We start from the raw sequence: 18,587 nt of genomic DNA on the forward strand, positions 1-18,587 counted from the left end.
TGGGCCAGTTTGGCGGGGGGCGGCCCCGGCGCGGCGTACGCCGCGCCGGCGCCGGCGGACCGGACGGGCGCACCCACCTGCTCGCTGTCGGCCTCCGGCGACCCGGCGGACGAGTGGGCGAGTTGCCTGGGGGTGAGCGCCGGCCTCGACCGGACGCCCTCGCTCGGCGAGACCGCGACGCTGACCGTCACCGTGCGGGCCGACACCGCGCTGCCGGACACCGACATCCGGATCGAGCTGCCGCGACAGCTGGCCTGGGCCCGGGTACCGGCCGGGATGGAGACCTCGCGGGCCACGGCGGTCGAGCCGGAACGGGCCGGGACCATCTCGGTGGCGCGGCTCACCCGGTCGCTGGCCGCCGGCGCCGAGCAGACCTTCACCGGCGAGGTGCGGGCGGTCGCCGCCGGCCCGGCCCAGATCGAGGCGCGCGCGAGCGCGGTGGGCGTCGGCCGGTCGTACGCCGGCAAGGACATCGTGTTGCTCACCGTCGGCGAGGCGGGTCGCGCCTCGCGCGCCGGGCTGGCCGCCGCGTCCGGTCCGGCCGGCGTCGCGCCGGTGCCGACCACCGCCCGCGCCGACCGCCCGGCCGGCCTGACCCCGCGCAGCGTGGAGCCGGCCCGGCCGTTCGCCGCGCAGGCGCCGTGCGACACCCGGGTGACCGGGAACTTCAGCTACGCCGACCAGACCGGCGCGTGGCACAACGCGATGAACCTGACCGTCGAGGTCTGGGACGACGACGCGGCCGGCGACCAGAAGCTGGCCTCCGGCGTCACCGACGCGAACGGCAACTACAACCTCTGCTTCGACGCCCAGTCGGAGGCCGCGCCGGAGACCGGTACGGCCGACGTGTACGTGAAGTTCCTCAGCTGGAACACGCTCTGGCGGATCCTGCGCGCCGGCGCGCCGCTGAGCTTCCAGAGCGGGGTCAGCACCGACGTCACGCCCGGCGCCACAATCGACATGGGCTCGTCGACCTCGAACGACGCCACGCTCCAGCGCGGGCTGCACGCCTTCGACGTGGCCAACACCGCGTGGCTGTGGGTGCCGAAGCCGACCAACAGCTGCTTCGACCAGAAGGACACCACCTGCCGGAGTCTCGTGGTCAACTGGGCCCCGGACTCCACCGACGGCAACTACTACTCGGGCGCCACGAACGACGTCCACCTCGACGCCGACGCGCCGAACTCGCCGACCACCGTGCTGCACGAGATCGGCCACGCGCTGATGGACGACATCTACCAGGACGACTTCCCGCCGATCACCAACTGCAGCCCGCACTACGTCGACAAGGCCAGCTCGGCCGGGTGCGCCTGGGTCGAGGGCTGGGCCGAGTGGTTCCCGGCGACGGTGCTGAACGACCCGTTCTACCGCTGGCCGAGCGGCTCCTTCATCGACCTGGAGAATTCGACCTGGGGGACCGCCAACTGGAACAACGGCGACACCGTCGAGGGCCGGGTCGCCGCCGCCCTGATCGACATCACCGACAGCACCAACGAGGGCACCTGGGACCGGTACGGCGAGGGCTTCGCGAACCTCTGGTACACCTCCAACCACCACGTCTCCGACACCCTCGCGCAGTTCTGGGCGCACCGCGCCGCCGACGGCTTCGACGTGGCGGACACCGGCGCCCTCGCGCCGCTGTACCAGAGCACCGTCGACTACCAGTTCCGCGACCCGATCCCGACCGCCACGCCGCTGCTGCGGCCCACGCCGATGACCACGCACAACTACCAGTACCAGACGACGAGCGGCTACTGGTCCGTGGTGGGCATCCGGCCGAGCGGCGGCTCCGACCTGGAGCTCTACGACGACCGGGCGCAGCAGACGCTGCTCGGTACGAGCGCCGTGGCCAGTGGCGTGGACTTCGTCGGGGTCGACTCGAAGTACCGGGCGGCCGGTGACTACTACCCGCGGGTCAAGCAGACCTCCGGCACCGGCTGGTACCGGATCGAGCTGGCCCAGGGCAACGTGGCGCTGCCGAGCGGTACCAGCACCATCGCCATGACCAGCGAGAACGTCGTCGCGGTACGGGACGTCACGCTGACGGCGGGGCAGAAGATCACCGTCAAGATCGCCGGAAGCGCCACCCAGAACCCCGAGCTGTACCTGATCGGCAGCGACCCGGCCACCGCGAGCACCTGGATCCGCAGCCGGGCACAGGCGGTGGCCGTGGCGAACACGGCGACCACCGGCGCCGCCGAGACGCTGACCTACACCGCCACCAAGGCCGGCCACTTCGGGCTGGTCGTCGTCAACTGGGCCGGCTCGGGCACGTACACGCTGACCCGCAGCTAGGGCATGTCTCGCGGACCTCGGCGAGATCCGCCCTGGTCGGCGCCCGCGACCCCGCCGCCCGGGGAGGAGCCTGAATCTCCTCCCCGGGCGGCGGGCCCGGGCCACCCCGCCCTCGCCCGCCGGCACATTCGCCGATGGATCGTGACCAGCGAAAAAGACGACGATGGATGTTACGATCAGGCCGCCCAGCGTTCGCCACCGCATTCGGGGGGTCGTGGTCGTGCGTAGGACGAGGCGTCTGGCCGGACTGGTGGTCCTGGCCGTCACGGTGCTCACGCAGCTCGTCGTCGTACCGGTGGCCCGGGCCGCGCCCGCACCGCTCGGGTACCAGAACTGGGTGGTGAGCGCGGCCGGTTTCCGCACCGACGCCTACCGCAACTACCTACGCCTCGGCTACCTCGTCTTCAGCGCCACCGCCAACACGGTGGAGCACAACTTCTGGACCTGGAACCAGGAGAACAACCCCGCGCCGGTCCCCAGCGGGGACGTCTACTACTGCGGCGACTGGGTGCCCGGCACGAACCCGCGCAACAACTGCGCCATCAAGACCGCGCCCGGCTTCACCGGCAGCCCGAACGGCCACTTCACCGGCACCTACCAGTACGACGCGGCGGCCGGCCAGGCCCGGATCACCTGGACCACCAGCACGATCGACGGCACCACCACCGCGGTCAACCTCGCCGAGACCTGGACCGTGTCGACCCCCCGCGCGGGGCTCGGACGCATGCAGCTCGCCACCGACAACTACTCGCTCACCAGCGGCATCGGCTACGGCAGCAACGCGTCGTTCGACCAGGCCGGCAAGGCGTCGATGGCCACGATCCGGACCCGGACCGGGACGTTCCTCCTGGAGGGCCAGTCCTGGAACGGCAACACCGTCACCACCTTCACCCGGGGCGCCAGCGGCGGGCTCAGCACCAACGGCTGGCTGCTCTGCGACGACGGTTCCTGCCTGGGCAACGTCCAGTACAACGCGGGCTGCAGCGCCGCCTCCTGCTGCCCGCCCGGCGACGGGTACCAGACGTGCGTCGACCGGTTGGCCGCCAGCGGCAACCGCCGCTTCTACTACCTGACCGGCCAGTTCGGCGGGCGCCGCAACACCTACGAGTTCTGGTGCGAGTGCCTCTCCTACGAGGCGTGCTACGAGCGGAACAGCCACGTACGCCCGCTCCTGCAGGTGATCGACGACTCCGGCACCTTCCGGGGCTGGGTCGGCGCCGAGGTGAGCCCGGACCGGACCGCGCCCCGGGACCCGCGCGGCGAGTTCTACGCCAGCTTCGCCCTCGTCGACTGAGCGGCGGAGACCAGGGCGCCGCGGAGCACCACGGCCCGGGGCCGGTCGAGCTGGGCCAGGTCGACGCGCGGGTCCGCGTCGTAGACGACGGCGTCGGCCGGAGCCCCGGGGACCAGCCCCGGCAGCCCGAGATAGGCGCGGGCCGCCCAGGAGGCCGCCCCGAGCGCGTCGTGCGGGCGGATGCCGGCACCGACCAGGGCGCGCACCTCGTCGGCGATCCGGCCGTGCGGGCGGGAGTCGGTCCCGGCCAGCACCACCACGCCCGCCTCGACCGCGGCGGCGGCGAGCGCGGCGTGCCCGGTCGCGCCGGCGAGGTACCAGCGTCGGCGCGGACCGTCGGGGCGCTGGCGTACCCGGGCGAGCGATTCCGTGATCAGGGCGAGGGTCGGGGTCAGGGCGGTGCCCCGCGCGGCCATCTCCGGCAGCAGCTCCGGATCCAGGCACATGCCGTGCTCGACGGAGTCCACCCCGGCCGCCACCGCCGCCGCGCCGCCCGCGGCCTGCTGCGAGTGGACCGCGACCCGCCCGCCGACGGCGTGCACCCGGGCCACGACGTCGCGCAGCACCGCCTCCGGCAGCGGAGGGTCCCCGGGCTCCCAGTCGGCGATCAGCTTCGCCCAGCCGCTCGACGCCGCCTGCGCCGCCGCGGCCCGGGGCAGGTCGGCGAGGTCGGCGCGCCGGCCCCAGCCGTCGATGAACTGGCCGTGCTGGGCGATCCAGAGCCCCGCGTGCACCGCCCGGGGGACGTCCGGGTCCCGCCCGAACCAGTCGGGCGGGTCGCCGGCCAGTCCTGGCGCGCGCACCATCGTGACGCCGCGCTCGACGTGCCGGTGCAGGTCGGTACGGAGCAGCTCGTCGTCGAGCGGCTGACCGGGCCGTTCGACGCCCGGGTGGGTGTGCGCGTCGACCAGCCCGGGCAGCAGCCAGCCCTCGGCCACCAGTTCGGCGCCGCGGACGGGGTCGGTCGTCCAGCGGTCACCGTCGGCGTAGAGGTCCAGCCAGTCGCCCGTCGGCAGCGCCCGGCCCCGGATCCGCAGCACGCTCATCCGGGTACGCTACCGGGTTTTCGCGGGCTCACTCCTCGGCGGTACGGTTCGTGACCAGGTCGCGGGCGCGGGCGTACTGCTCCCGTACGAGGGGGACCGCCGGCGCCTCGTACGCCCGCTCCTGGCCGGTGGACCAGGCGGGCGGCGCCTCCCCGCCGAGCGCGACCCAGGCGGCCTGGCGGGCCGCCCCGTCGGCGACGTACTCGCCCGGCGGTGGCACCAGCACCGGGCAGCCGAAGATCTCGGGGGCGATCCGGCGTACCGCCTCGGAGCGGGCGCCGCCGCCGACCAGGATGATCCGGTTCACCGCGACCCCCTGGGCGACCAGCGCGTCGAGGCCGTCGGCGAGCGCGCAGAGCATCCCCTCGACGGCCGCCCGGGCCAGGTGGGCGGCGGTCGAGGTGCGCAGCGTCAGCCCGTGCACCGCGCCGGTCGCCAGCGGCCGGTTCGGGGTCCGCTCGCCCTCCAGGTACGGCACCAGCACCAGCCCGTCGGCGCCGGCCGGAGCGGCGAGCGCCAGCCGCGCCAGCTCGTCGAGGTCGACCCGGAGCATCGCGGCGGCCGCGTCCAGCACCCGGGCGGCGTTCAGGGTGCAGACCAGCGGCAGGAACCGACCGGTGGCGTCGGCGAAGCCCGCGACCAGCCCGGAGGCGTCGGCAGTCGGCTTGTCGGCGACGCTGAAGACGGTGCCGGAGGTACCGATGGAGACCACCACGTCGCCCGGGAGCGCGCCGACGCCGAGCGCGGCGGCGGCGTTGTCCCCGGTGCCGGGCCCCAGCGGCGCGCCCGTCGGCAGCGCGCCGGCCCGCTCGGCCGGCCCGAGCACCTCCGGTACCGCGAGCCGCCGCCCGAAGGCCGCCTCCAGCAGGTCGAAACGGTAGCCGCCGGTCGCCGGTGACCAGTAGCCGGTGCCGCTCGCGTCGCCCCGGTCGGTGCGCAGCGCGTCGAGCCCGCCGGCCCCGCCCAGCCGCCAGGTCAGCCAGTCGTGCGGCAGGCACACGGCGGCGGCGCGGGCGGCCAGCTCGGGCTCGTGCCGCGCCAGCCAGCGCAGCTTGGTGACGGTGAAGCTGGCCAGCGGTACGCTCCCCACCGCCTCGGCCCAGGCGCGGCGGCCGGTTTCGCCGCCGCCGAACTCCTCGACCAGGTCGGCCGCGGCCCCCGCCGAGCGGGTGTCGTTCCAGAGCAGCGCGGGGCGCACCACCTCGCCACTCCCGTCGAGGCAGACCATGCCGTGCTGCTGCCCGCCGATCGCCACGGCGGCCACGTCGTCCAGGCCGCCGGCCTGCGCGATCGCCGCCTGTAGCGCCTCCCACCAGGCCCGCGGGTCGACCTCGGTACCGTCCGGGTGCGGGGCGCGCCCCTGCCGGACCAGTTCGCCGCTCTCCGCGTCCCGGATCACGACCTTGCACGACTGGGTCGACGAGTCGACCCCGGCGACGAGCGTCACCACCGGCCTCCTTCTGGCGCTGCGGGTCCCCGTCGATCTAGGGCAAATCGCGGTGATCGGAGGTCAACTAGCGCGGATTTGCCCTAGATCGACGGGGTCGGGGATGGGTCGGGCGGTCAGCGCGCCCCGAGCAGGTGCTCCACCGCGAGCTGGTTCAGCCGGACGAACCCGAATCCGCGCGCGGCCACGGCGTCCACGTCGAACTCCTCGAACGCCGACCGGTCGGCGAGCAACTCGGCGTACCCCTCGCCGTCGGCCAGCGTCGGCTGGGAGAGCTCGGCCACCTTGCTCGCGGCCAGCGCCTCGGCCACCTCCGGGTCGGCCCGGAACGCCGCCGCCCGCTCCTTCAGCAGCAGGTACGTGCGCATGTTCGCCTCGGCCGAGGCCCAGACGCCGTCGAAGTCCTCGGTACGGGACGGCTTGTAGTCGAAGTGCCGCGGGCCCTCGTACGCCGGACCGCCGCCCGGCGCGCCGTTCTCCAGCAGGTCCACCAGGGCGAACGCGTTGAGCAGGTCGCCGTGGCCGAAGACGAGGTCCTGGTCGTACTTGATGCCCCGCTGGCCGTTGAGGTCGAGGTGGAACAGCTTGCCCGACCAGAGCGCCTGGGCGATGCCGTGGGCGTAGTTGAGCCCGGCCATCTGCTCGTGGCCGACCTCCGGGTTCAGGCCGACGAGCTCGGGGTGCTCCAGCTCGTTGATGAAGGCCAGCGCGTGCCCGACCGTGGGGAGCAGGATGTCGCCGCGCGGCTCGTTGGGCTTCGGCTCGATGGCGAACCGCAGGTCGTAGCCCTGGTCGAGGACGTACTGGGTGAGCAGGTCGACCGCCTCGCGGTAGCGGTCGAGCGCGGCCCGGATGTCCTTGGCGACGTCGTACTCGGCGCCCTCCCGGCCGCCCCACATCACGAACGTCCGCGCGCCCAGCTCGGCCGCGAGATCGACGTTGCGCAGCACCTTGCGCAGCGCGTACCGGCGGACCTCCCGGTCGTTGCTGGTGAAGCCGCCGTCCTTGAAGACGGGGTGGGTGAAGAGGTTGGTGGTGACCATCGGTACGACCAGGCCGGTCTCTTCCAGCGCCTTGCGGAACCGGCTCAGGTGCTGCTCGCGGGTCGCGTCGTCGGCGCCGAACGGGATCAGGTCGTCGTCGTGGAAGGTGATGCCGTACGCGCCCAGCTCGGCGAGCTTGTGCACCGCCTCCACCGCGTCCAGCGGCGGGCGGCTGGCGTCCCCGAACGGGTCGCGGGCCTGCCAGCCCACCGTCCAGAGGCCGAAGGAGAACTTGTCGGCAGGGGTGGGCCGGGGTGCCATGCGGACCTCCACGTAACACGCTCGATTTGTTTATCGGTTGAATTATTTGATCGAGCTGTGGCATTGTCAAGGCCGTGGCGCAACCCGGAACGCCGCGGGTCGGCACGGCGGGCACCGCCGTACGCCAGGCCAGCCTGCGGGAACACAACCTGGCCCTGGTACTGCGGCACATCGCCGGTGCCACGCGCCCCCCGTCCCGCGCCGACCTGGCCACCGCCACCGGCCTGACCCGGGCCACCGTCTCCGCGCTCGTCGACGACCTGATCGGCGGGCGCCTGCTCGCCGAGGTCGACCCGACCCCGCGCACCGGCGCCGGCCGTCCCGCGCTCGGGCTGGTGCTCTCCCCCGCCGGGCCGGCCGGACTCGGACTGGAGATCAACGTCGACTACCTGGCCGCCCGCGTGCTCGACCTCACCGGCGCGGTACGCCACCGCGAGGTGCACCGCGCCGACCTGCGGCCGCTCCCCGCGACCGAGGTGCTGGACCGGGTCGCCGAGCTGGCCGCCGCCGCCCGCGCGGCGGCGCGGCGCCAGGGGCTGCCGCTCGCCGGGGCGGCGCTGGCCGTGCCGGGGCTGGTCACCCCGGCCGGCGTCGTCCGGCTCGCGCCGAACCTGGGCTGGCGCGACGTGGACGCGGCCGCCGCGCTCGGCGCGCACCCCGCCCTGGCCGGCGTGCCGGTGGCGGTGGAGAACGAGGCGAACCTGGCCGCCCTCGGCGAGCTGCACACCAACGCCACCGGGCCGGCGACCTTCCTCTACATCTCCGGCGAGGTCGGCATCGGCGCGGGGATCGTGCTGCACGGAGCGCTGTTCCGGGGCGCCCGGGGCTGGAGCGGCGAACTCGGCCACGTCCCGGTGCACCCCCGGGGTCGGCCCTGCCGCTGCGGCGCCCGGGGCTGCCTGGAGCAGTACGCCGGGCAGGAGGCGATCCTGCGCGCCGCCGGCCTGACCGGCCCCGGGCCACGCGCCGCCGGCCTGACCGGCCCCGGGCCACGCGCCGCCGAACCGAGCGGCCCCGGGCCACGCGCCGCCGGACCGAGCGGTGCCGGGCCACGCGCCGCCGGGGCCCGGCCCGCGCTCGGCGTACCGGCCGAGGGGGTGGCGCGCCTGGCCGAACTGGCCGAGGCCGGTGACCCCGCCGCCCTCGGGGCACTCGCCGAGGCGGCCGGCGCGCTCGGGGTGGCGGTCGCCGGCGTACTCAACCTGCTCGACCTGGAGACCGTCGTGCTCGGCGGCGTCTACGCGCCGCTGGCCCGCTGGCTCTGCCCGCCGGTCGAGGCCGAGATCCGCCGCCGGGTGCTGACGGCCGCGTGGTCCCCGGTGGCCGTACGCCCGTCGCTGCTGGGCGCGGACGCCGCGGCCACCGGCGCGGCCGGCTCGGTGGTCCGCGCCGTGCTGGCGGAGCCCGCCCGCTGGCTCGCGACGGCGGGCGGCGGCGCCCCCGGGCGCGGCGCGGCGGCCGGCTGAGCGACCCGCGGGCACCCGACCGCGGGCGCTCAGGCGGAGCGGACCGCGTCGCCCTCCCCCGCCACCTGGTCGGCCAGCTCGGCGCGCAGTGCCGCGTCGAACTCCCAGAGCCCGCGCAGCAACGCCCGCCGGCCGGTGACGCTCATCCGATCCAGCACGGTCGCGAGCCGTTCCCGCCGGTACCCGCGCAGCTCGTCCAGGAGCGCCTGGCCGGCGCCGGTGAGGTGCAGCGCGATCTCCCGCCGGTCGTGCTGGCCCGGTTCGCGTTCGAGGACGCCGGCGGCGACCAGGCGGTCGCAGAGCCGGCTGGCGGAGGAGAGCAGCATGCCGAGGCTGGCGGCGAGGCCGCGCAGGTTTATCCCGTCGCGCTCGTCCACCACCATGAGCGCGCGGAGCTGGGATGCCGACAGCTGCGAGCTGATCCGCTCGCGCGAGGCGTCCCAGACCGACAACAACGAACCCGCGGCGGTCTCGACCGACGCGGGAAACTGCGATTCCGACCCGCCCGGATCGGGGTATGTGCTCATGGTGGGCCCGAGAATACCTCGGCCTAGCTGCAACGATAGACAGGTGAGGAGGCGATGATGCCGGACCGGCTGACCGGGATACGGCAGATCCTGGCAGACGCGCCAGCGGACGCTCTCGTCGAGCGTTTCGCCGAAGAACTCGACAAACAGTATGGGATTGCCGATACCAACCTGCTTCAGGTCGATTACCGACTCTCCGCCCTGCTGTCGCTGCGGGACGGCGCGGCACGTACCGCGCCCGGCGACCCCGCCTGGCGCTGCTTCGACCACCAGGCCGAGGTGGTGCAGGAGGATGTGACGTATCTCCCGGTCACCATGCGCGGCGAGCGGATCGGGGTGCTGCGCCTGGCGCCGGTCGGCGACGACCCCCAGCTGCGGCACGAGCTGGCCGGGGCCGCCACGCTGCTCGCCCACGAACTGGCGGCGGTACGGCCCGGGACGGACCGGTACGCGGTGGCGGCCCGGACCCGGCCGCTCACCCTCGCCGCCGAGATGCAGTGGGAGCTGCTGCCCGGGCGCAGCCACGAGGGCCCCTCGTTCAGCCTCGCCGGTCAGCTCGAACCGGCGTACGCGGTCCGCGGCGACGGCTTCGACTGGGCCGACGACGGCGACCGGCTCTGGCTCTGCGTCGTCAACGGCAGCGGCGAGGGGGTCAACGCCTCCATGCTGACCTCCCTGGCCATCAACGCGCTGCGCAACGCCCGGCGGGGCGGGCTGGAGCTGGCCGACCAGGCGGCCCTCGCCGACCAGGCCATCTACGCGTACCACGGGGGCAGCCAGCACCTCGCCGCGCTCCTGCTGCAGCTGGACCTGCACACGGGCCGGGCGACCGTGGTGGACGCCGGCTCGCCCCGGCTGATGCTGCTGCGCGGCGGCGAGGTGATCGAACAGCCGCTGACCGAACAGTTCCCGCTCGGCATGTTCGACGGCACGATCTACCAGCCGCAGCACTTCGACCTGCGCCCCTCGGACCGGTTGCTGCTGGTCAGCGACGGGGTCTACGACGCGGCCGCGTCGGCCGGGCGGTACGGCGGCGGCGCGCTCGACCGGTTCGTCCGGCGCATACCGTCGATGGCGCCGCTGGAGGTGGTCCGCTCGCTCCTCGGCGACCTGCGCGCGTTCGTCGGCAGCGACCTGGTCGACGACGCGGTCGTGGTCTGCCTGGACTGGACCGGCCCGGCCTGAGTCGTGTCCCGAGGCGGGTCGGGCGATCCCGGCGAGACCCGCGTCAGTACGCGCCGCGGCTGCCGATCACCGCACCGAAGGTCTTCCAGAGGATGGTCAGATCGGTGGCCAGCGACCAGTTCTCCACGTAGTAGAGGTCGAGCCGGATGCCGTCCTCCCAGCTCAGGTCGGACCGGCCGCTGACCTGCCAGAGGCCGGTCATGCCGGGCTTGACCAGCAGCCGGCGGGCCACGTCGCCGTCGTACCGGGCGACCTCGGAGGGGAGCGGCGGGCGCGGGCCCACCAGGCTCATGTTGCCGAAGAGGACGTTGGCGAGCTGCGGCAGCTCGTCCAGCGACCACTTGCGCAGGAACCGGCCCACCCGGGTCACCCGGGGATCCTGGCGCATCTTGAAGAGCAGCCCGTCGGTCTCGTTCTTCGACGCCAGCTCGGCGAGCATGGCGTCGGCGTTGACGACCATCGTGCGGAACTTGTAGACGCCGAACTCACGGCCGCCCTGCCCGACCCGGATCTGCCGGAAGATGACCGGCCCCCGGCTGTCGAGCTTGATCGCGATGGCGATCACCGCCAGCGCCGGCAGCGCCAGGGCCAGCCCCGCGAAGGAGACCGCGCGGTCGACGAAGCCCTTGACGAACTTGCGCAGCCCCCGGAACTCGGGGGCCTCCACGTGGATGAGCGGCAGCCCGGCCACCGGGCGCGTGTGGATCCGGGGGCCCGCCACGTCGGTCAGCGCCGGGGCCACCACGAGGTCGACGCCGGTCCCCTCCAGCTGCCAGCCGAGCCGCCGCAGCCGGGTGGCGGTCAGCTCGCCGGAGGCGGTCACCGCGACCGTGTCCGCCCCGATGATGGCCGCCGCCTCGGGGATCCGCCGGAACGAGCCGACCACCGGCACGTCGCCGAGCCGCTGGGGTACCGGGGCGAGCAGGGCGTCCGGGATGCAGGCCCCGACCACCTGGTAACCGGCGTACGGCTCGCGGCGCAGCGTGTGCACCAGCTCCAGTACGTGCGCCGTGTCGCCCACCGCCAGCACCCGGCGGGACCAGCCACCGCCCCGGGCCCGGGCGGCGTGCAGCCGCTTGCGGGCCGCGAAGCGCGCCGCGACCAGCCCCACCGTGCCGGCGGCGAAGGAGATGCCGAGGAATCCTCGCGAGACGCCGACGTCCGCGATGTAGCCGACGATCGCGATGGTCCCGGCCAGCCGCAGGCTACCGGTGGTGACCCGGCGGTACTCGTCGGCGCCGACGCCGAGCACCCGGTCGTCGTAGCAGCGCTGCACCTTCAGCGAGAGCAGCCAGACGAGGACCAGACCGGGCGCGACCAGCGCGTACGGGATCTCGGAGCCGCGCGCCTCGTCCCCGCCGAACCGGGCGAGGTAGCCGCCGAAAACCGCCAGACCGAGGATCGTGGTGTCGAGCACGACGAGGGCCCGGATGTACGCGCGCTGCCGTGACCTGGGCGGGATGGCGGTGGCGCTCGCGGCGGCGTCCGAGGACATCGACACGGAGTTCGACAACGTCGCAGTTGTCACCGGCCCCTCCCCACTCCCCTGGCCATGCCCGAACCCGCAGGTCAGACCCGTTAGGAGGGTGGCGGCGTCGGGCACCCCCGACATCCTCACCCAGCGGGTCGACTACAGAGAGCTTTGGACAGATTACTGTCAAAAATCGGGGATGCGCACCAACCCCACTTGTCAATCGCCGATCGTCCCTGGTGACGGCGCGGAGACCGGGGAACGCGAGCCTGGGCGCGGGAGCCGGGAACGGGGTACGGCGGCGCGGGAGCCGGGAACGGGACCGGGGCGGGGCGCTCGCGGCGCCCCGCCCCGGCGGGTCGGATCGGTCGGTCCGGTCAGCGGACGGTGGTCGGACGCAGCGCGATCGCCTTCAGGAAGATGTCACCGATCTTGGCGGGGTCCTCGGCGACGAACGCGCCGCCGCCGGTGACCTTGGTGATCGCCTCCATCTCGGCCCGGCTGACCCCGGTACCGATGCCGACGAAGATCACCTGGATCGGGCGCTCCGGGTCGAGCAGCTTCTTCAACTCGGCGAGGAGCTTGGCCTGGTTGATGCCGCTGGCGTTGTCGTTCTGCCCGTCGGTCATCAGCACGATCGAGTTGACCCGCCCCGGCTCCCAGCCGTCCTGCACCCGCTTGTACGCCGCCAGCACCGTGTCGTAGAGACCGGTGTTGCCGTTGGTCTTCGGCACCACGGTACGCAGCGCGGCGAGCGTCGGGTCCCGCTGCGTGGTGAGCGGCCCGATCGGGACCATCTCCCGCCAGTCCTGCCCGCCCACGAGATCCGTGGAGAAGGTCCAGAAGCCCAGCGACCACGAGTCGTCCAGCAGGCTGAGTCCCTTGGTGGCCGCCGCCACCGTCACCTGCTCGCGGGTGGCGTTGCCCGCCGTCGGCACCTTCTCCTTCATCGAACCGGAGACGTCGATGACCGCGAGCATCCGCCCCGGCTGGGTGACCGCCGTCCAGGTGGAGAGCGCCCGGTCCACCGCGTTCGGGTCGAGGCCGCCGGCCGCGGTACCGCCACCCGGGTTCGGCGCGGCGCTGGTCGGCGCCGGACCGGCCGGGCTCGGCGCACCCTGCGGGGCGGCGAAGCCCTCGCCCCAGGTCCCGTCCGCCGCCCGCAGCCCCTGGCGCGCCAGGGCGTTACGGAAGCCGCCCGTCTTCTTGAGCACGTCGAAGAGCCCCTGCGCCGCCATCGCCTTGGTCGGCTCGACACCCGGCATCACCGAGTACGGGTAGTCCAGCGGCAGCGGCGCCGGGTCGAGGTAGAGCGCGGCCAGCGGGATCGGCGGCTTCTTCGCGTTGTACGCGATCACGTCCTCCTCGGAGAGCGACGCGGCGCCGAGCCCGGAGGCGATCGAGGCCGGATCCGTCGACCGGGGGAACTTGGCGATCAGGTCGTCCCGCAGCGCCGAGCGTCCCGTCGCGAGCGCGCGCAGCGCCGCGGTGGTCGCCTTTGCGGCGTCGGCCCCGGCCGCGCTCGCGGCGGAGCCGAGCGCCAGCAGCCCGGAGAGCCCCGCCGCGTCCCGGGTCGGCTCGACGATGCCGGTACGGAGCTTGCTGTTGGTCGCCACCTGCTGCAACAGGTCGTTCCAGCCGAGCTTGCGGTTCGGCCAGCCCAGCGCGCTCGCCGCGACCGGCTCCGGTACCGCCAGCACCACGGGGCTGCGGGCGACGGACTCGTTGTTGGTCGGCGCGAAGCCGGTGGCTCCCGCCGTCTTCAACCGCAGCAGCCACGTCGAGGAGTCCGGCAGCCAGACGTCCGGGATGACCGAGGCACCGCTGGCCTGCCCGACCCCGGCGAGCGTGACGCCGTGCTGGCTCGCCAGGTTCGCGGCGACGTCGACCGGCTCCGTGCTGGAGACCTCAACCGCGACGCAGATGCCCTCGACGGCCGCGCCGTCCTCCGTCCACTTGTTCGCGGAGGTCTGCACGGCCGGCGCTATCTCCGGCGCGGCGGCAACGTTCAATGCGATGCGGCCGGAGCAGGACGGGCCAGACAACTGCTGGTACCCGTACCACCCGCCGGCGGCGACAACGATAAGCGCCATCGCTCCAGCGACGGCGCCTAATCCGCGAATCCTTGGATGCATACGATGGCGGCCTGACACGGAGACTATCTTGCGTATCTCTGGCCCCAACTGCCAGGGATGTGCGGGCGGAAATTGGCGGGGAACAGCCCTTTTTCCAAGGCGGATCACCTTGCGTGATCAGACGATGGCGGGATGTCCATAAAATCGCCCCGGAGGCCCGGTTTTCGATGGGACATCGAGCCGAGCGATCACCAATTTTAAGGAAGACCTAAGCCGAGCCGACCCCTCGTACGACTGAGGAAACGTTCATTCATCGCCGCTCGCGGTTCCGGATTCGCCGCCGGCCACTCAGGCCAGTACGCACGTCGGGCTCGGCACCTCCACCGGCTCGCCGACCCGGGCCGGCACCCCGGTGCCCGGGTCCACCTCGAACACCCCGACCGCGTGCGCCCGCTCGTCGGCCACGTAGAGATGCGCGCCGATCAGCGCGAAGTGCCGCGGCCACTCGCCGCCCGTCTCCACCTCGGTCACGTAGCGCGGCAGCTCGCCGTCGAGCGCGAAGACGCTGAGGGTCCCCACGCCGCGGTTCGCCACGTACAGGAAGCGCCCGTCGGGGCGTACCGCGATCTCGGAGGGCTGCACGTGCCCGGCCTGCGCGCTCGCCGGTACCCCGCCCAGCTCCCGCAGCCCACCGTCGGCCTCCCGGGTGTACGCCAGCACCGTCGCGGACAGCTCCCCCACCACGTAGTAGCGGCGCCCGTCCGGGTGCCGGGCGAGGTGACGCGGCCCGGTGCCCGGGGGGACCGCCGTACGCCCGGCGGCGCCCCTCGGCCGGCCCGAGGGCCCGTCCAGCGGGTACCGGTAGATCGAGTCGGTGCCCAGATCCACCGCCAGCAGCACGGAGCCGTCGGCGTCCGGCGACACCAGGTGCGCGTGCGCCCCCTCCTGCCGCTCCGGGTCCGGCCCGTGCCCCTCGTGCACCAGCAGGTCGCTGCGCTCGCCCAGCATCCCCGCCGAGTCGATCGGGTGCACGCAGACGCTGCCGCTGCCGTAGTTGGCGCTGAACAGCGTGCCGCCGTCCGGGCTCACCGCCAGGTGGCAGGGGCTCGCGCCGCCGGTCGAGCGCGGGACACCGAGTGGGCTCAGCGTCCCGTCCGGATGCATGGTCCAGGCGCTCACGGTGCCCTCGTCCAGCTCGTTGACCGCGTAGAGCACGGGCAGCCGCGGGTGCCGGGCCAGGAACGAGGGGGACGGGGTGGGCGCCGCCGCGCCGAGCGGGTCCAGCGCGCCGGTACGCGGATCCCGCCGGGCCGCCACCACCCCGACGCCACGTCCGCCGCTCTCGGCCGTGTAGCAGCCGAGATAGACGGTCCCCCGACCAGCGCTCATGCCGTCCCTCCCGCGCTCGTGCGATCTCCCACCCGATCAAACCAGACCCGGCCCCGCCGCGCCCGCCCTCGCCCCGGTCGGACCGGCCGGCCGGGCCCCGGTGACATCGGGCACGGCGGCGAAGGTGAAACTTCCCTACACTGGCCGGATCACCGGCCCGTGAACCGGTGGGGGAGGTGCAGAGGCATGCGTATCGCCCTCTTCGTGACCTGCGTCAACGACCTGGTCTTCCCGGGTACCGGACGGGCCGTGGTGCGGATCCTCGAACGGCTGGGGCACACCGTCGAGTTCCCGCAGGAGCAGAGCTGCTGCGGTCAGATGCACGCCAACAGCGGGTACCGCGCCGAGGCCCTGCCGCTGGTCCGCCGCTTCGTCGACACGTTCGCCCCGTACGAGGCGGTGGTGGCCCCGTCCGGCTCGTGTGTGGCGATGGTCCGGGAGTCGTACCCGAGGCTGGCGGCCGACGACCCCGAGCTGGCCGCCCGGGTCGCCGAACTCGCGCCCCGCACGTACGAGCTGTCCGAGCTGCTCGTCGACGTGCTCGGCGTGACCGACGTCGGCGCCTCCTTCCCGCACCGGGTCACGTACCACCCGACCTGCCACGGGCTGCGGATGCTGCGCCTGGGCGACCGGCCGTTGCGGCTGCTGCGCGCGGTGCGCGGGCTCGACCTCGTCGACCTGCCCGGCGGCACCGAATGCTGCGGATTCGGCGGCACCTTCGCGGTGAAGAACGCGGGCGTCTCCGCCGCCATGCTCGCCGACAAGTGCGACGCGGTCTGCGGGACCGGCGCCGGGTACGTCGCCGCGGCCGACAACTCCTGCCTGGCCCACATCGGCGGGGGCCTGTCCCGCCGCGGCGCGCCGGTGCGGGCGATCCACTACGCCGAGATCCTGGCGGGACCGGAGGAGTCGTCATGACCGGTACCGGCAACATCGTCGCCAACCTGCCCTTCCCCACCGCGGCCGGGCGCGAACTGGCCAACGCGCAGCTGCGCGCGAACCTGCGCCGGGCCACCCACACCATCCGCGACCGGCGGCTGAGCGTGGTCGGCGAGGTACCGGACTGGGAGGCGCTGCGCCGGGCCGGCGCGGCGATCAAGGACGACGTCCTCGCCCGCCTGCCCGAGCTGCTGGAACAGTTTGAGGCGGCGGTGACGGCGGCCGGCGCCACGGTGCACTGGGCCCGGGACGCGGCCGAGGCCGGGGAGATCGTCACCCGGCTGGTGACCGAGACCGGGAGCCGCGAGGTCGTCAAGGTCAAATCGATGGCGACGCAGGAGATCGGGCTCAACGAGCGGCTCGCCGACGCCGGCATCGAGGCGGTGGAAACCGACCTGGCCGAGCTGATCGTGCAGCTCGCCGACGACACGCCGTCGCACATCCTGGTACCGGCGATCCACTACAACCGGCGGCAGATCCGGGACATCTTCGCCGGCCGGATGCCCGGGGTGGACCCCTCGGCCCTCTCCGACGACCCGCCCGCGCTCGCCGAGGCGGCCCGGCGGCACCTGCGCGCGAAGTTCCTCTCCGCCCGGGTCGCCATCTCCGGCGCCAACTTCGCGGTCGCCGAGACCGGCACGCTGGTGGTGCTGGAGTCCGAGGGCAACGGGCGGATGTGCCTCACCCTCCCCGAGACGCTGATCTCCGTGGTCGGGGTGGAGAAGCTGCTGCCGACCTTCCGGGACCTGGAGGTCTTCCTGCAGCTGCTGCCCCGCTCGTCGACCGGCGAGCGGATGAACCCGTACACCTCGCTCTGGACCGGGGTCACCCCGGGCGACGGGCCGCAGAACGTCCACGTCGTACTGGTCGACAACGGGCGTACCGACACCCTCGCCGACCCGGTCGGCCGGCAGGCGCTGCGCTGCATCCGCTGCTCGGCCTGCCTCAACGTCTGCCCCGTCTACGAGCGGGTCGGCGGGCACGCGTACGGCTCCGTCTACCCCGGTCCGATCGGCGCGATCCTCTCGCCGCAGATGACCGGCCCCGACGCGGGCGCCAACCGCACCCTGCCGTACGCCTCGACGCTCTGCGGCGCCTGCTTCGACGCCTGCCCGGTGCGCATCGACATCCCCGAGGTGCTGGTGCACCTGCGGCAGCGCGGCGTCGACGCGAAGCGGCACCGCCCCTCGGCGGAGCGGACCGCGATGCGGGCGATGTCCTGGGTCATGCGGGACCGGCGACGCTACGCGGCGGCGCTGCGGGCGGCCCGCCGCGGCTCCGCCCCGCTGCGCCCGGCCAGCCACGCCGGGCAGCTGCGGCGGCTGCCGTGGCCGCTGAGCGCCTGGACCGCGAGCCGGGACGCCCCGCTGCCGGCCCGGCAGACCTTCCGCGAGTGGTGGGCCGCCCGTGAACGCGGGTGAGCCGGCCGGTCCCCGGCAACGACGCGGGACCGGGCGGCCGGCACGGGACGAGGGCGGACGGAACCGGCGCGGGACCGGGCCGGGGCGAGGCGGGAGCGGCCATGAGCGCACGAGATGAGATCCTGGCCCGGATCCGGGCCGCGCGCCCGACCGGGAGCGTCCCGGTGCCCCGCGACTACGAGACCGACCCGCCGGCCGGAGACCTGATCGAGCTGCTGGTCGACCGGCTGGTGGACTACCGGGCCACGGTGCGCCGCTGCGCCCCCGACGAGCTGGCCGGTGCGCTGGCCGGGCTGCTCGACGGCGTACCCGAGGTGGCGGTGCCGTCCGGGCTGCCGGGCGGGTGGCTGGCGGCGTACCCGGGACGGGTCCGGCGCGACGGCGACCCGGACCCGCTCGCGGTCACCGAGCTGGACGCGCCGGGGCTCGCGGTGGTCAGCGGCTGCGCGGTCGCCGTCGCGCAGACCGGGACCCTGATCCTCGACGCCGGTCCGGAGCAGGGCCGGCGGCTGCTCACGCTCGTCCCCGACCACCACGTCTGCGTCGTCCGCGCCGAGCAGATCGTGGCCGGCGTGCCGCAGGCGCTGCGTCGGCTCGCCGACCCGACCCGGCCGCTGACCATGATCGCCGGTCCCTCGGCGACCAGCGACATCGAGCTGAACCGGGTCGAGGGCGTGCACGGACCGCGCCGGCTGGACGTGCTCCTGGTCGGCTGACCGCCGCGCGTC

The 18,587-nt window shown here is 74.1% G+C and carries 14 protein-coding genes; 7 read left to right on the forward strand and 7 right to left on the reverse strand.

Translation table 11 applies throughout. The features are described 5' to 3' along the window. Together AB0J86_RS36895 and AB0J86_RS36900 are read left to right on the forward strand one after the other, a co-directional pair. Window positions 1-2,295 (forward strand): hypothetical protein (locus tag AB0J86_RS36895; RefSeq protein ID WP_363862881.1); only part of this gene is annotated, 2,295 nt, incomplete at its 5' end. Window positions 2,296-2,515: 220 nt separating this feature from the next. Further along, the gene (locus AB0J86_RS36900) at window positions 2,516-3,589 is read left to right on the forward strand and encodes a hypothetical protein (protein WP_363862884.1); all 1,074 of its coding nucleotides are present in this window, start codon (window positions 2,516-2,518) and stop codon (window positions 3,587-3,589) included. On the opposite strand, the gene AB0J86_RS36905 is transcribed toward AB0J86_RS36900, so the two are convergent. The 3 genes from AB0J86_RS36905 to xylA form a co-directional block, all read right to left on the reverse strand. Continuing rightward, window positions 3,562-4,635: an amidohydrolase family protein gene (locus tag AB0J86_RS36905; RefSeq protein ID WP_363862887.1), complete on the reverse strand. Its 1,074-nt coding sequence runs from the start codon at window positions 4,633-4,635 to the stop codon at window positions 3,562-3,564. The two genes, AB0J86_RS36900 and AB0J86_RS36905, sit on opposite strands and share 28 nt — an antisense overlap. Window positions 4,636-4,663: 28 nt before the next feature. After that, complete coding sequence (gene xylB, locus AB0J86_RS36910; RefSeq protein ID WP_363862890.1) at window positions 4,664-6,082, reverse strand: xylulokinase; 1,419 nt, start codon at window positions 6,080-6,082, stop codon at window positions 4,664-4,666. Between the two features lie 116 nt (window positions 6,083-6,198). Continuing rightward, window positions 6,199-7,386: a xylose isomerase gene (gene xylA, locus AB0J86_RS36915; protein ID WP_363862893.1), complete on the reverse strand. Its 1,188-nt coding sequence runs from the start codon at window positions 7,384-7,386 to the stop codon at window positions 6,199-6,201. Between the two features lie 74 nt (window positions 7,387-7,460). Between xylA and AB0J86_RS36920 the strand changes: the two genes are divergently transcribed. After that, the gene (locus AB0J86_RS36920) at window positions 7,461-8,852 is read left to right on the forward strand and encodes an ROK family protein (RefSeq protein ID WP_363862896.1); all 1,392 of its coding nucleotides are present in this window, start codon (window positions 7,461-7,463) and stop codon (window positions 8,850-8,852) included. 29 nt (window positions 8,853-8,881) lie between these two features. On the opposite strand, the gene AB0J86_RS36925 is transcribed toward AB0J86_RS36920, so the two are convergent. Continuing rightward, entirely contained in the window at window positions 8,882-9,379 is a 498-nt protein-coding gene (locus AB0J86_RS36925; RefSeq protein ID WP_363862899.1) for a MarR family transcriptional regulator, read from the reverse strand. A 57-nt stretch (window positions 9,380-9,436) separates the two neighbouring features. Here AB0J86_RS36925 and AB0J86_RS36930 point away from each other — a divergent pair, with 57 nt between their 5' ends. Next, a complete protein-coding gene (locus AB0J86_RS36930) occupies window positions 9,437-10,564 on the forward strand; it encodes a PP2C family protein-serine/threonine phosphatase (RefSeq protein ID WP_363862902.1) in 1,128 nt (375 codons plus the stop codon). Window positions 10,565-10,607: 43 nt separating this feature from the next. Here the strand turns inward: AB0J86_RS36930 and AB0J86_RS36935 are convergent, their stop codons facing one another. The 3 genes from AB0J86_RS36935 to AB0J86_RS36945 form a co-directional block, all read right to left on the reverse strand. Continuing rightward, window positions 10,608-12,059, reverse strand: coding sequence for a sugar transferase (locus tag AB0J86_RS36935; protein WP_363862958.1), 1,452 nt, complete (start codon window positions 12,057-12,059; stop codon window positions 10,608-10,610). A 353-nt stretch (window positions 12,060-12,412) separates the two neighbouring features. Then, window positions 12,413-14,128: a substrate-binding domain-containing protein gene (locus AB0J86_RS36940; protein WP_363862905.1), complete on the reverse strand. Its 1,716-nt coding sequence runs from the start codon at window positions 14,126-14,128 to the stop codon at window positions 12,413-12,415. A gap of 330 nt (window positions 14,129-14,458) precedes the next feature. Then, window positions 14,459-15,499: a lactonase family protein gene (locus AB0J86_RS36945; RefSeq protein WP_363862908.1), complete on the reverse strand. Its 1,041-nt coding sequence runs from the start codon at window positions 15,497-15,499 to the stop codon at window positions 14,459-14,461. Between the two features lie 186 nt (window positions 15,500-15,685). Here AB0J86_RS36945 and AB0J86_RS36950 point away from each other — a divergent pair, with 186 nt between their 5' ends. From AB0J86_RS36950 to AB0J86_RS36960, 3 genes are all read left to right on the forward strand, one after another. Beyond that, window positions 15,686-16,417: a (Fe-S)-binding protein gene (locus tag AB0J86_RS36950; RefSeq protein WP_363862911.1), complete on the forward strand. Its 732-nt coding sequence runs from the start codon at window positions 15,686-15,688 to the stop codon at window positions 16,415-16,417. After that, window positions 16,414-17,859, forward strand: coding sequence for a LutB/LldF family L-lactate oxidation iron-sulfur protein (locus tag AB0J86_RS36955; RefSeq protein WP_363862914.1), 1,446 nt, complete (start codon window positions 16,414-16,416; stop codon window positions 17,857-17,859). Before AB0J86_RS36950 ends, AB0J86_RS36955 begins: the two co-directional genes overlap by 4 nt. A gap of 101 nt (window positions 17,860-17,960) precedes the next feature. Next, window positions 17,961-18,575, forward strand: coding sequence for an LUD domain-containing protein (locus AB0J86_RS36960; RefSeq protein ID WP_363862917.1), 615 nt, complete (start codon window positions 17,961-17,963; stop codon window positions 18,573-18,575). Window positions 18,576-18,587 lie beyond the last annotated feature (12 nt).

Origin of the sequence: Micromonospora sp. NPDC049559, from assembly GCF_040676675.1 — a bacterium.
GTDB lineage: Bacteria > Actinomycetota > Actinomycetes > Mycobacteriales > Micromonosporaceae > JBFAPK01.

What these genes read in the sequence shown, in the direction of transcription:
- AB0J86_RS36905 (WP_363862887.1), bottom strand. Translation starts at nt 4,635, where the DNA reads ATGAGCGTGCTGCGGATCCGGGGCCGGGCGCTGCCGACGGGCGACTGG.
- xylA (WP_363862893.1), bottom strand. Translation starts at nt 7,386, where the DNA reads ATGGCACCCCGGCCCACCCCTGCCGACAAGTTCTCCTTCGGCCTCTGG.
- AB0J86_RS36925 (WP_363862899.1), bottom strand. Translation starts at nt 9,379, where the DNA reads ATGAGCACATACCCCGATCCGGGCGGGTCGGAATCGCAGTTTCCCGCG.
- AB0J86_RS36930 (WP_363862902.1), top strand. Translation starts at nt 9,437, where the DNA reads ATGCCGGACCGGCTGACCGGGATACGGCAGATCCTGGCAGACGCGCCA.
- AB0J86_RS36935 (WP_363862958.1), bottom strand. Translation starts at nt 12,059, where the DNA reads ATGTCCTCGGACGCCGCCGCGAGCGCCACCGCCATCCCGCCCAGGTCA.
- AB0J86_RS36940 (WP_363862905.1), bottom strand. Translation starts at nt 14,128, where the DNA reads ATGGCGCTTATCGTTGTCGCCGCCGGCGGGTGGTACGGGTACCAGCAG.
- AB0J86_RS36945 (WP_363862908.1), bottom strand. Translation starts at nt 15,499, where the DNA reads ATGAGCGCTGGTCGGGGGACCGTCTATCTCGGCTGCTACACGGCCGAG.
- AB0J86_RS36950 (WP_363862911.1), top strand. Translation starts at nt 15,686, where the DNA reads ATGCGTATCGCCCTCTTCGTGACCTGCGTCAACGACCTGGTCTTCCCG.
- AB0J86_RS36955 (WP_363862914.1), top strand. Translation starts at nt 16,414, where the DNA reads ATGACCGGTACCGGCAACATCGTCGCCAACCTGCCCTTCCCCACCGCG.
- AB0J86_RS36960 (WP_363862917.1), top strand. Translation starts at nt 17,961, where the DNA reads ATGAGCGCACGAGATGAGATCCTGGCCCGGATCCGGGCCGCGCGCCCG.